The sequence below is a fragment of the Streptomyces lusitanus genome (assembly GCF_042647945.1).
Taxonomy (GTDB): Bacteria; Actinomycetota; Actinomycetes; order Streptomycetales; family Streptomycetaceae; genus Streptomyces; species Streptomyces pseudogriseolus.
This window is the reverse complement of the sequence record NZ_JBHRWL010000002.1, coordinates 384,988-396,801: the sequence shown is the minus strand read 5'-3', so window position 1 is coordinate 396,801 and position 11,814 is coordinate 384,988. Positions and strand designations below refer to the sequence as shown.

Annotated in this window: 10 protein-coding genes; 2 read left to right on the top strand and 8 right to left on the bottom strand. The window is 73.1% G+C overall.

The window, feature by feature from the left end:
* Positions 1 to 2 precede the first annotated feature (2 nt).
* The 5 genes from ACFOSY_RS03245 to ACFOSY_RS03225 form a co-directional block, all read right to left on the bottom strand.
* Positions 3 to 1,205, bottom strand: a complete 1,203-nt coding sequence (locus ACFOSY_RS03245; protein ID WP_394305176.1) for a hypothetical protein — start codon at positions 1,203 to 1,205, stop codon at positions 3 to 5.
* 112 nt (positions 1,206 to 1,317) lie between these two features.
* Positions 1,318 to 3,957, bottom strand: a complete 2,640-nt coding sequence (locus ACFOSY_RS03240; protein WP_394305175.1) for a SpoIIE family protein phosphatase — start codon at positions 3,955 to 3,957, stop codon at positions 1,318 to 1,320.
* 267 nt (positions 3,958 to 4,224) lie between these two features.
* Positions 4,225 to 4,677, bottom strand: coding sequence for an ATP-binding protein (locus ACFOSY_RS03235; RefSeq protein ID WP_394305174.1), 453 nt, complete (start codon positions 4,675 to 4,677; stop codon positions 4,225 to 4,227).
* A gap of 138 nt (positions 4,678 to 4,815) precedes the next feature.
* Positions 4,816 to 5,220, bottom strand: coding sequence for an NUDIX hydrolase (locus ACFOSY_RS03230; protein WP_394305173.1), 405 nt, complete (start codon positions 5,218 to 5,220; stop codon positions 4,816 to 4,818).
* 76 nt (positions 5,221 to 5,296) lie between these two features.
* Positions 5,297 to 5,827 (bottom strand): PadR family transcriptional regulator, encoded by a 531-nt coding sequence (locus ACFOSY_RS03225; RefSeq protein WP_394305172.1) that lies wholly within the window; start codon positions 5,825 to 5,827, stop codon positions 5,297 to 5,299.
* Positions 5,828 to 5,957: 130 nt separating this feature from the next.
* Between ACFOSY_RS03225 and ACFOSY_RS03220 the strand changes: the two genes are divergently transcribed.
* Complete coding sequence (locus ACFOSY_RS03220; RefSeq protein ID WP_394305171.1) at positions 5,958 to 7,307, top strand: MATE family efflux transporter; 1,350 nt, start codon at positions 5,958 to 5,960, stop codon at positions 7,305 to 7,307.
* On the opposite strand, the gene ACFOSY_RS03215 is transcribed toward ACFOSY_RS03220, so the two are convergent.
* The 3 genes from ACFOSY_RS03215 to ACFOSY_RS03205 all read right to left on the bottom strand — a co-directional run bounded on the left by ACFOSY_RS03215 (position 7,300) and on the right by ACFOSY_RS03205 (position 10,050).
* Complete coding sequence (locus ACFOSY_RS03215; protein WP_394305170.1) at positions 7,300 to 7,491, bottom strand: SPOR domain-containing protein; 192 nt, start codon at positions 7,489 to 7,491, stop codon at positions 7,300 to 7,302. The two genes, ACFOSY_RS03220 and ACFOSY_RS03215, sit on opposite strands and share 8 nt — an antisense overlap.
* Positions 7,492 to 7,983: 492 nt before the next feature.
* The gene (locus ACFOSY_RS03210) at positions 7,984 to 8,736 is read right to left on the bottom strand and encodes a GntR family transcriptional regulator (protein WP_394305169.1); all 753 of its coding nucleotides are present in this window, start codon (positions 8,734 to 8,736) and stop codon (positions 7,984 to 7,986) included.
* A gap of 147 nt (positions 8,737 to 8,883) precedes the next feature.
* On the bottom strand, positions 8,884 to 10,050 hold the full coding sequence (locus tag ACFOSY_RS03205; RefSeq protein WP_394305168.1) for a DUF4190 domain-containing protein: 1,167 nt from the start codon (positions 10,048 to 10,050) through the stop codon (positions 8,884 to 8,886).
* 345 nt (positions 10,051 to 10,395) lie between these two features.
* Here ACFOSY_RS03205 and ACFOSY_RS03200 point away from each other — a divergent pair, with 345 nt between their 5' ends.
* Entirely contained in the window at positions 10,396 to 11,754 is a 1,359-nt protein-coding gene (locus tag ACFOSY_RS03200) for a phosphatase PAP2 family protein (RefSeq protein WP_394305167.1), read from the top strand.
* Positions 11,755 to 11,814: the final 60 nt, after the last annotated feature.

Below are 11,814 nucleotides of genomic sequence, written 5' to 3'. Positions count from 1 at the left end.
GGTCAGCGCGCCCAGCCGTCCTTGAACTCCTTCCAGTTGGTCTCGGTCGCCGCGAAGTCGATGTACGGGGCGAGACCGAAGAGTTCACGGTCGGGGTCCGTGCGGGACAGACCGAGGCGGGCACCACGGACGGCGGCGGCGACGGTCTCGGCGTGACCCCAGTGACTCGGGTTGCTCTCGTAGTAGAAGGGCAGGCCCATCAGCAGGTGCGTGGTGGGCGGGGTGACCTCCAGGGCGAGCGAGGTCTGCTGGGCCACGTACCCGCCGTAGGTGCTCTCGAAGAGGCGCGCGGTGTCGTACGACATCACGGCGATCTGGTCGACGCGCCGCGCCACCTGCCCGAAGAACTTCTGCGACCACCACTTGGGGTGGTCGGCGACGAAGCCCGCGACGGAGTGGAGGTGCGGGAGCGGGTCGATCTGGTGGGCGGCCACGGACAGCTGCGCGTCCCGCTGCCGGGTGACGCCCCGCAGGTCGTCCAGCAGGTCGAGGTAGTCCGCGTCGTCGGAGTGCAGCGGCTCCAGGTCGAGGTGGACGCCCTCGTAGCCGGCGTCGATAACCTGTTCTGCGCTGCGCACCACCTCGGTACGGGTGGCGTCGTCGCTCAGCTCCAGGCCCTCGGGCCCGCCGTTGGCGAGGACGTCTCCCAGGAACGCCTGCACGCGCACCCCGGGCATCTCCCGGTGCACCGCGTCGATGAACCACCGGGCGCGCGGGTAGGCCGACGTGGGCAGGGTGCCGTCGTGCTCCAGCGGGCCGGAGTGTACGTAGAGGTCCCGGACGCCGGTGTCCTTCAGGCGCCGGGCGAGGGCGGTGACGTCGGCGTCCTTCTTGCGTCCGTCGACCCAGGCGTGGCCGAGCCACATGGCGTCCCGGCCGCGGGTGTACGTGCCGTCCGCCGGGTCGCCCATGTAGTTGACCCGCAGCGCGGTCTCGACGGCGAGCAGCGGCACGATCAGCACCAGGGCGAGCACGAGGGCGGTGCGTCCGACGCGACGCACCCAGGGTCTGCGGCGCTTCTTCTCCGGCGAGGGCTCGGGTGCGGACGCGGGCGCAGCCTCGGAGGTGGGCGCAGCCTCGGAGGTGGGCGCGGGCTCGGAGGTGGGCGCGGGCTCGGAGGTGGGCGCGGGCTCCGGTGACGGCTCGGGCGTGGGCTGCGTGTCGTCCCTACCGGCCGCCTTGTCCCGCGGCTCCGTGTGTTCCATGCCACCGTTCCCCTCGCCGTCGGATGTTGGGGGTGAGGACGAGGGGAACAGGTGGTCCGGTTGCGTTCACGGCGCCATGATCACGAAGGGTCACGGCCGGTGCGACGGGGCGTCAGAACAGGCTGAGCAGCGCCTCCGCCGGGTCGGTGAGGCCGGTGTCGGCCCCGGGCAGCGGCAGTTCGAACCACACCGTCTTGCCCCGGGGCGTACGGCGTGAGCCCCAGGCGGCGCTCAGCAGACCGACGAGCTGGAGGCCGCGGCCGCCCTCGTCGGTGTCGCGGGCGCGCCGCCTGCGGGGCTGGACCAGGCCGGAGTCCCAGACCTCGCAGACCAGGGTGCGGTCGAGCAGCAGCCGGAGTCTGATCTCCCCCTCGCCGTACCGCAGGGCGTTGGTGACGAGCTCGCTGACCAGCAGCTCCGTGGTGTCGACCAGCGGCTCCATGTCCCAGGCGAGGAGCTGGGCGCGGGCGTACTCGCGGGCCCGGCCCACGCTGCGCGGCTCGCGCGGCAGCGTCCAGTCGCCCACGGAGTCGGCGGGCAGGCCCTGGACACGTGCCATCAGCAGCGCGATGTCGTCCTCGCCGTGATGGGTGTCGAGCGTGTTGAGGACGTGGTCGCAGACGTCCTCCAGGGGGGCGGAGGGGTCGGTGAGCGCGCCCACGAACGCCTGGAGGCCCTCGTCGAGGGGGTGGTCGCGGCTTTCGACCAGTCCGTCCGTGTAGAGCGCGAGCAGGGCGCCCTCGGGCAGTTCGACCTCCACCTCCTCGAACGGCTCTCCGCCGACGCCGAGCGGCATGCCGGGCGGCACGTCGAGCATCAGCGCGTTCTCGCCGGGCTCGACCAGGACGGGCGGCAGATGGCCCGCGTTGGCGAACGTGCAGCGGCGGGTGACGGAGTCGTAGACGGCGTACACGCAGGTGGCCAGGTACACCTCGGAGAGGTCCGCCTCGCGCGGGCGGCGGGCGGCCCGGGTGGCCTGCTGGACGCCTCCCGCGAACGCCTGGGAGGGACCGCCGGGCGCGCCGAGGCCCCGGGCGATCTCGTCCAGCTGGGAGAGCACCTCGGCCGGTTCGAGGTCGAGCTGCGCCAGCGTCCGTACGGCGGTGCGCAGTTCGCCCATGGCGACGGCGGCGCGCAGACCGCGGCCCATCACGTCGCCGACCACCAACGCCGTCCGGTGGCCGGGCAGTTCGATGACGTCGAACCAGTCGCCGCCGACCTCGCCGGTGCGGCCGCTCGCCGCGTTGCCGGGCAGGTAGCGGCAGGCGATGTCCAGGCCGGACGCCTCCGGGTCGCCGGGCGGGAGCAGGGACCGCTGCAGTATCAGCGCGCGTTCGTGCTCGCGGCGGTAGAGGCGGGCGTTGTCGATGCAGACGGCGGCGCGCGCGGCCAGTTCGACCGCGAGGTCGCGGTCGCGGTCGCCGAACGGCTCGCTGCCCTTGGTGCGGGCGAACTGGGCGAGGCCCACCACGGTGTCGTGGGCGACCATCGGCACCGCGAGCGTGGACTGCACCAGGCCGCCGTCCTCGCCGGGCACGGTCTGCGGGCGGGCGGTGCGCAGGGCGTCCGCGCAGGGCGAGTTGAACGGGAAGTGGTGGACGGCGCCCAGCTTCACCGGGTCCCCGGTGCCGCTGATGGGCCCGTCGGACACGGCGCTGGCGAAGGCGACCCGGCGCACCTCGGCGCTGCCGTCGGCGAGGCCGGGCGGGGTCTCGTCGCCGGCCAGCAGCCCCTGGTAGAGGTCGACGGTGGCCAGGTCGCAGAAGCCGGGCACGACCACGTCGAGCAGTTCGCGCGCGGTGGTCTCCAGGTCGAGGGAGTTGCCGATGCGCGCGCCGGCCTCGTTCAGCAGGGCGAGATTGCGCCGCGCGGCGGCTGCCTCGCGGGCGGCGGCGCGGCGGGCGGTGATGTCGATGCCCAGCCAGGCGATGCCGATCGGGCGGCCGCTGCCGCTGTGCACCCGGTAGAGGTTGACCGACCAGTGGCGGCGCTCGTCGGAGCCGGGGAGGAACCCGGTGACGTGCATGTCCGTGATCGACTCGCCGGTCTCCAGCACCCGGCGCAGGGTCGCCGCGACCCGCTCGGCCTCGCCGCGCGGCAGGTAGTCGTGGACGCCCTTGCCGCGGTGGTCGTCGGGCGTGCCGCCGAACAGGGACGCGAACCGCTCGTTGGCGCGGCGGACCCGCAGGTCACGGTCGATCAGCACGAAGCCGAAGGGAGATTGGCCGAATATGGCCTGCGAGGCGGCCAGGTCCGTCTCGATACGGCGCAGGGTGCGGACGTCGACGACGATGCAGACGGCGGCCTTCTCGCCCGCCTCGGTCCGCGTCGGCATGACGTAGACCTCGGCGACGCCCTCCCGGTCGCGCTCGTCGCCGGCCAGGTGGGCGGGGAGCCGGAACGGCACCACACCGGTCCATTCGCGGCCGTCGAGGATCTCGGCCATCTTGCGCTGGCCGCGCTCCCTGCGGACGGGCTCGAGGAACGCCTCGATGGGGTCCGCGCCGACGGCGCGCTCCGCGGGGATGCCGAAGATCTGCTCGGCGCGCAGGCTCCACTGGTCGACCAGCCCGTCGGGGCCGATCGAGAAGGACGCGACCTTGATGTAGTCGTACATGGAGCCGGGCGGGGCGGTCTGCCACATCGCGTCCCCGGACGGAGCATCGCCGGATACGAGGCCGTCGGCGGCCTCGTCCCTCGGGCCGCCCGACGAGTCCTCGGACTCCGTGGCCTTCGCTGGTATCTCGCTCACGCGAACCGTCCCCTCCAGCTCACCGCGTCCGGCACCGGTCACCGGGGGCGGCTGCCCGCAGTATCCAGCACTACGGCGCCGCACAACACGGTGTTCACGATCACAGCACGGTCCCGATGCTTTTCGGTCCGCGCCGTGAGAACACTTCCAGTCTTCTAACCAGCGGACACGCCGTCGAATCCCCCCGTTGGGCAACCGTCATGGACGGGAACCGGTCACGGGGTGCGACGAGGGTCCGCACACCCCCGCGAACGGCCGTGCGAGCCCTCACCGGGGGACCACGAGTTCGCACCACACCGTCTTCCCGTGCGGCCCCGACCGGTGCCCCCAGCGACGGCAGGAGCGGGCGAGCAGCTGGAGTCCGCGCCCGCCCTCGTCGTCGGGCCGGGCGACGCGTTCGTGCGGCGGTTCGGGGACCGGGTCGGACACCTCGACGAGCAGCACCCCGGAACGGCCGGCGGGCCGGGTCAGGCACACGCCGACGGGTCCGGTGGCATGCCGCAGGGCGTTGGTGACCAGCTCGCTGACCAGCAGCGCCGCGAGATCGGCGACGCCGTCGAGCTCCCACCGGGTGAGCTGTGCGCGCACGGCGCGACGGGCGGCCCGCACCGCGTCCGGGTCCGCGGGGAAGCTCCACGTGGCCCGGTCGCCGTCGGTGTCGGTCACGCGGATCACCTCCCCGCCGAGCGAGTCAGGCAGTCCGACCGTGTCCGGTTTCATGTGGTCAATAGCCACATACCCGATATCCCGGACGGAGTACCGCGCACAACGGCGCGAGCCGCGGACCGCCCGCGCGGCCCGGTGCCCACGGGGCGCTCACACGTCGTCATCCTCACGCCGGTGCGCCGCAGTCACGCGTCACCCGTCCAGGGTGCCCGCGGCCCGCAGGTCGTCGAAGAGCAGCTGGTCGACCGGGGGCACGTGGGGCCGGTCCGCGTACGAGAACCACGCGATCTCGTCGATCTCGCTGCTCGCGGAGAGGGTCCCGGCGAAGTCGGCGGTCCAGCAGCTCATACGCACCACGGTGCCGTCCGGGGCGCCGGGCACCTCGGCCTCGTACGTGCCGACGTGCGTGGCCGTGGCGGGGTCGAGGAGCACGGTCAGCTCCTCCTTGATCTCGCGCAGCAGCGTCTCGACGTCGCTCTCCGCGCCCTCACGCTTGCCGCCGGGGATGTAGAAGACGTCCTTGCCGCGCGGCCGGGCGCACAGGATCCTGCCGTCCTCGACGTACACCCACGCCACCGTGTCGATCAGGGCCGGCATCACTCCGCCTTCGTCGTCCGTCGTCCGTCGTCCGCCACCTCGCCACAGGACCCTAGCGGCCGGGCGGGGGTGCCGTTCACGCCCGGCCCTCGAGGGCGGCGATCGTCTCGTCCAGCCACGCACGCTCCTCGGCGGTCGTCGCGCGGGCGATGCGCAGCATCCCCTGCCGGAACGGGTCCGGGGCTTCCTCGGCCCGCATCGGCTCGCCGTCGCGGTGGAAGAAGCTCGACGGGGCGTCGAGGAACGCCTTGCGGCGGCGCAGGACGGCGGCCTGCGCGGCGGGATCGGGGAGGAAGCGCAGGAACGCCAGCAGGGTGAAGAAGCGCTGCCCGTCGGTGATCTCCACGTCCTTCGGCTCCCTGAGCCGGTCCGTCAGGGCGGTGCGGCCCGCGTCGGTGAGGGACAGCACCCGACGGGCGGCGGCGCCACTGCCGGGCTCGGTGCGCTGCTCGACCGAGCCGGCCTTCACCAGGCGCGTGATGGCCGGGTACAGGGCGCCGTCGCTGACCGGGCGGATGTGGCCGTGGAGCGCCTGGATGCGCGCCTTCAGCTCGTAGCCGTGCAGGGGTTCCTCGTGAAGGAACCCCAGGATCGACAGCTCCAGCATGCCGTGCCCCCTGCCCGCGTCGTGCCCGCATTGTGCCCGCATCCGTCCGTGCGCTTGTCCGCACGGACGGGTCGATGCTATCTCTTTTCGCGGTACCTCGAATCGAGGTACCGCGTCGAGGGGGGGCGTCTTGGAAGCCGTACGGCATCGGCGCACGCTGGTCCATCTGGCGTGCCCCGTCTACGTCGAGCTGCTCGCCGGGGTGACGGCCGGGATCGTCAACATGGTCTGGGTGGCCCGGCTGGGCGGGGACGCGGTCGCCGCGGTGGCGGTCGCGACGAACGTGGAGAACCTGCTGCTCGGGGTGATCCTCGTGGCGGGTTCCGGCACGACCGTCCGGGTCGCGCGGGCGAGGGGCGCGCGGGACGCGGCGGCGCTGCGGTCCGCCGTGCGCGGCGGCTGGGCGCTGTGGGCGCTCGTCACACCGGTGGTCGCGGTGGGCGGGTTCCTGGCGCGCGAGCCGCTGGCCCGGCTGGTGCTCGGCGGCGACGACGGCCACGCGTCGGCGCTCGCGAGCGGCTACTTCGCGATCGCGCTGCCGGGCATCGCGGTGTTCTACGCGACCAACGTGGTCGACGGCATCCTGAAGGGCGCGGGCGACACCCGCACCCCGATGCGGCTGTCCCTGCTGGCGAACGGCCTGATCCTCGTGCTGGACCCGCTGCTCGTCTTCGGACTGGACCTCGGGGTGCGCGGGGCGGCCGTCTCGACGGTGCTGGGCCGGACGGTGGCGCTGACCTGCGGACTCGCCGCCCTGCACCGCGGGTCCCTTCTGCTCCGGCGGGGCTCCGGGTTCACCGGCCTGGTCTCCGACCTGCGCGGGACGGCGGCGACCGGCCTGCCCATGTCGGCCGACTTCCTCGTCCGGATGACCGGGGCGCTCGCGCTCGTCGCGGTCGTCGCCCGGATCGGCGTGAGCGAGGTGGCGGCGTACGGGATCGCGACCAAGGCGACGTACGTGGCGACCATGGCCTTCTACGCGGTGCGCCAGGCCGCCTCCATCCACACCGCGCACCTGCTGGGCGCGGGGCGGGACGAGCGGCCGGAGGTGGGCCGGCAGGCGCTGCTGCTCGCGGGATGCCTGGGGCTGACGGCGGCGGTGGTGCTGCTCGGGACCGCGCAGTGGATCATGCGGGGCTTCGGCGCCGAGGGCGAGGTCGCCGACGCCGGGACGCTCTTCCTGCGCTGTGTGGGGCCGTACTTGATGCTGCTCGCCTGCTTCATCGCGCTGGGCGGCGTCTTCGAGGGCAGCGGGCGGGCCCGGTCCCTGGCCCGTGTCACCTTCTGCGGGACGGTCCTCCAACTGGCCTTCGCCACGGGCCTGTCGGGGTGGGGCCTGCCGGGGGTGTGCCTGGCCATGGCGCTGTCCATGGCGGTGCAGTGCGCGGCGGTGTCCCGGATGCACCGGCGCACGGCACGGCCCGCCCCTCACGGGGACCGTCGAAGGTCCGGTCGGGTCTCGTCCCGTCGGGTCAGCTGACCGTCGTGGAGCCGTTCTGGCCGATGCGTTCGACCCAGTAGAGCTGTTTGTGGCCGCGGCCGTCGAGGCTGTCCGCGATCTTCTCCGCCTCGGCGCGTGTCGCGTAACGGCCCACCCGGTAGCGGTTGCCGTTGTCGTCCTGACGCACGACGAGCCAGGGAAGAGTCACCGTGCCGTCGCTCATCGCTCCCCTCCACTTGCCTTCCGCGACCTGTGCCGCGCCTCGCCCGGTAAGGAAACCGCAGTCCGCATATGCCCGAGCCTACGCCTTACCTTCACTGTGCGAATACGCCTTTTCACAAACAGGCACGCAACCGGCCAGTACGGAGGGGGCGCACGGTGGCGGATGCGCCGTGCGACAGGGGCGACATGTCCGGTCAGCGCGATGTGGCCGTGCTCGTCCGGTCCGTGGGGCGACCTGCGAGAACGGCCAAATCCCTTCGCCTCTGGGGCCGGCGCGGGATCGGGGCGCGCCGGAGCGGACGTGCGGGGCGGGGCGCGGAGGGGAGCGCGAGGGGGCGATGGGGCGGCTGGGGAGGCGCGGGTGACGTCGGCTGGGCGGCGGAGGGGGCGGGGTGTGGGCGCGGGTGGGTGAGCGAGGGGCGGGTGACCAGCGCCCTGTGCCGGTCACCCGCCCCTGACTGGCGCCCCGCGCGAGGTGCGCCCCGAAGTCCCGCTACTTCACCGGCAGGTGATACGCCGCCCGGTACCGGTCCGCCGGAATCACCACGTCCGCCGTCTCCACCGGCCGGCCCGACGCGAAGTACGTGCGCTGGATGACCAGGACCACATGCCCGGGGACGCCGCCCAGCAGCATCAGTTCCTCCGCGAGGCCGGGGCGCGCGCCGACCTCCTCCGTCACGTTGTCCACGATGACGTCGATCGCGCGCATGCGCTCGACCACGCCCATGCCGCCCAGCGGGCCCTCCTCGGGCAGCATCACCGGGGTGCGCCCGGTGAGGGCGAGCGGCTCCCACGACGTGGAGAGCATCATCGGCTCGCCGGCCTCCCGGAAGAGGTACTTCGTGCGCATCACGCGGTCCCCCGCGTCGATGCCCAGCCGCTGGGCGATCGACGCGCCCGCGTCGGCCTGTTCGCTGCTGGACTCCCAGGTGCCGCGCACGCCGATGTCGGCCTGCTCCTGACGGAACGGCGTCGCCCCCCGCTCCGGGCGGAACCCGGAGCGGGCGACCCGCCGCGGCACCGGCCGCTCCCGCACGTACGTCCCCGAACCCGAGCGGCCCTCGACGAGCCCCTCGGCCATCAGCACCTTGCGCGCCTCCAGCGCGACCGTGTCCGAGACGCCGTACTCCTCGCGGATGCGGGCCTGGGAGGGGAGCCGGGTGTGGGGCGGCAGCTGACCGTCGACGATCTTCTTGCGGAGATCACCCGCGACGCGCAGGTACGCCGGCTGCTCACCGAATGTCACTGGCCGCTCCCATCAGGTTGTACAGACAGCAACAGGGTGGCAACCCTGGGTTGTCCGAGGCAAGCAAAGGCCAAAGAATCACTCGATGTGATGAGTTCTGCCGCGGGAGGGCTTTACGCAGGCAGTTTCTCCCCGCTATGGCGGCCCTCACACCTCCATCTCACCGGCTCCCGGTTCCTGCTCCACCTCCTCGTCGTAAGCGGGCGGTGAAGTGGCCAGCCCCAAAGCTTCGCGCACGGTGATGGAAAGGGAGGGGTCGGTCGCGTCCCAGGCCTCCTCCTCACGGATCCAGTAGGAGTCGGGGTCGGTGGTGCCCGCCGCCCGCCCCCACGCGACCCGCGCCCTGCCCAGGTCCGCGATCAGCTCGTCCACCGGCTCCCGCGCCCCCTCCGGCCAGCTGTGCGCGCGCAGCAGCCGTACCTGCTCGGTGACGGCCTCCTCGACCTGCCCGGCCCACTCCCGGTCGTCGCTCACGTCGTCGTCGGGGTAGTCCGTGGCGGGCACCTCGTCCAGCGCCGCGTTGAGCACCTCGGCCGCCTCCAGGTACGCGAGTTGGTGCACGTCGAGGGTGGTCGCGTCGCTGCGCAGCGACCCGGTGGAGCGGGTCCCGTCCTCACGCCCGAACACGCAGACGACGGAGCGGTCGCCGAAGCTCCAGCTCTGCTCGGACGGGGCGAAGTAGTAGACGCCGATCTCCTCCGACAGGGCCCAGCCGTCCATGACGTAGGCGCCGCGCCGCTCGTAGCAGCGGTCCTCGCTCAGCTCGACGAGACCGTCGTCGCCGGGGAAGTCGCTCCCGGGGACGGCGACGAGGGCGAAGACCTCGCCGTCGTGCTCGTCCGCGCAGGGCACCGTGCGGGCCTCGGCGGTCCAGCCCTCCAGCCCGTCGGGCGTGGTGAAGCAGTCGCCCGTGCGCAGGGACAGGACGCTGTCGGAGCGGGCCCCGTCCTTGACGCCCTGCCAGACGTCCGCCGCGAACCCGGTCGCGAGCGACACCGTCCACAGCGCCAGCCCGAGCGACGACAGCGTGACCCCGGCGATCGCCATCCCCTTCCCGCTCTCGCCCCGCCGCGCGATCTGCCGCAGCGCGATCAGCCCCAGCACCAGCCCCAGGGCGGGCAGGAAGCACAGCACGCCGAAGACCAGGGCGGCGATGGCGACGCCGTTGACGGCGGCGGGCGGCCGGGGCCCGTACGGGCCGTAGGGAAAGTACGGCGCGGGACCGGGCGCGCCCTGCGGAGGAGGGGCGTACGGCGGCCGGCCGCCGCCTTCGTACGGCGGCCCGGCGGGCGGAGGTATCGACACGAGGCGCATCGTAAGCGGACGGTGACGGGGGCCGCGCCCGGGGAGGCGCCGGAGGCGGGGAGCACCCTCACGCGTCCTCCGCGCGTCCTCCCGCACAGACAAGGCACAGCCGACCCATGGACTCCCCGACCACCCCCGTTAACATGTTCGAACTCACCACGCATGTCCTCATTCACCGGCTGTCCACCGGAAGACCCCGCCCTCCCGCGCGATGCGCCACTTGCCCGCAAAGCCACGCGCTCGCAAGCCACCTGCCCGTAAGCCACCTGCCCGCAACCGAATCACCAGGCGAACCAGTTGATAACCGAACCCACTCGAATACCGCCGCGGGACGACCGCGGGACGCAGCCCGCCATGTGGCGCCGGCCCCGCGTGGTCCTGTGGACCGCGGCGGGCGTGGCGACCCTGGGCTTCCTCGTCGCGCTGGAGATCGTGGCCCGCGGCTACGGCTTCTCGGGACCGATCACCGAACAGTCGCGGGAGGTGATCCTCACCCCCGAGTCGGGTCCGCTGCTCTACGGCGGCCTGGCGCTGACGATGGTGGTGCTCACCTGGCGGCAGCGGCTGATCGCGCTCGGGATCGCCGCGGGCGTGGACGTCGTCTTCGTCCTGGTGCGGTGGGCGCTCGACGCCGACATGAACTTCGGCAACGGCGCGCTGTGGGTGGTGCTGGGCTGCGCGGTCCTCGGCCTGACGCGCCGCACCGGCCAGGAACGGCTGCTGCTGCTCAAGGGCACGGGCCTGGGCCTGCTGCTGGTGGCCGGCCACAAGACCGGCGACACCTGGCTGCTCATCACCTCCAAGACCCGCGCGACCGTCCTCGACCCGTACGTGGCGGCCGCGGACCACGCCCTGGCCGACCCGTCATGGCTGGCCGGCCGCTTCCTGGACGCGACCGCGCCGGTCAGCACGGGCATCCTGCACGTGGTCTACGGCCAACTCCCGCTCGCCGCCGCCCTCGTCGGCCTCTACCAGCTGCGCCGGGTGGCGGTGGAGCGCCGCTTCCCCGCCCATCACCTGGTGCGCACGTTCCTGGTGATCGGCCTGTTCGGCCCCGCGATCTACATGATCTTCCCGGTGGTCGGCCCGGTCTTCGCGTACGGCGCGGACGGCGGCGCCTGGGCGACGGCGAACATCTGGCCGGACACCCTGCCGCCGGTCACCGACCCTCAGCCGATCCCGTTCGACGGCATCACCCCGCGCAACTGCATGCCCAGCCTGCACACCGCGTGGGCGGTCACGCTGTTCATCCACTCCCGTGACGGCTCCCGGGCGATGCGCTGGGCGGGCACCTTCTGGCTCATCGGCACCCTCACGGCGACCCTGGGCTTCGGCTACCACTACGGCGCCGACCTGCTCGCCGGCGTGGTCTTCGCCCTGACCATCGAGACGGCGATGCGCTGCTCCGCGTACGGCTGGGACCGGATGGGCGTCCGCGTGGTGGCTCTGGGCGCGACGGTGTTCGGCGCCCTCCTGGCCTCGTACCGCTGGCTCCCCACGGAGATGGCCGCCCGGCCATGGCTCTTCGGCCCGCTGCTGTTGCTGGTGACGGGCACGGTGATCTACGCCTACGTGCGGGCGGCGCGCGACGGGAAGCCGGCTCCGGAGGTGCCGGGGCAGCGACCGGCTCCGGAGACGGAGGGGTCGGTGATCGAGGCAACCGAGGAGACCCGGAAGCCCGGGGCGACGGACGTGAAGCCGGAGCTGGTCTGAGCGGCGGACCACCGACGACAGCGTGGGCAACGACGGCAGCTGACGGACAACCAGGCCGGG

Bases quoted from the DNA above. Each gene is read 5' to 3' on its own strand.
- ACFOSY_RS03215 (WP_394305170.1), bottom strand. From the start codon at position 7,491: ATGAGCGACGGCACGGTGACTCTTCCCTGGCTCGTCGTGCGTCAGGAC.
- ACFOSY_RS03205 (WP_394305168.1), bottom strand. From the start codon at position 10,050: ATGCGCCTCGTGTCGATACCTCCGCCCGCCGGGCCGCCGTACGAAGGC.
- ACFOSY_RS03230 (WP_394305173.1), bottom strand. From the start codon at position 5,220: ATGCCGGCCCTGATCGACACGGTGGCGTGGGTGTACGTCGAGGACGGC.
- ACFOSY_RS03225 (WP_394305172.1), bottom strand. From the start codon at position 5,827: ATGCTGGAGCTGTCGATCCTGGGGTTCCTTCACGAGGAACCCCTGCAC.
- ACFOSY_RS03235 (WP_394305174.1), bottom strand. From the start codon at position 4,677: ATGAAACCGGACACGGTCGGACTGCCTGACTCGCTCGGCGGGGAGGTG.
- ACFOSY_RS03245 (WP_394305176.1), bottom strand. From the start codon at position 1,205: ATGGAACACACGGAGCCGCGGGACAAGGCGGCCGGTAGGGACGACACG.
- ACFOSY_RS03200 (WP_394305167.1), top strand. From the start codon at position 10,396: ATGTGGCGCCGGCCCCGCGTGGTCCTGTGGACCGCGGCGGGCGTGGCG.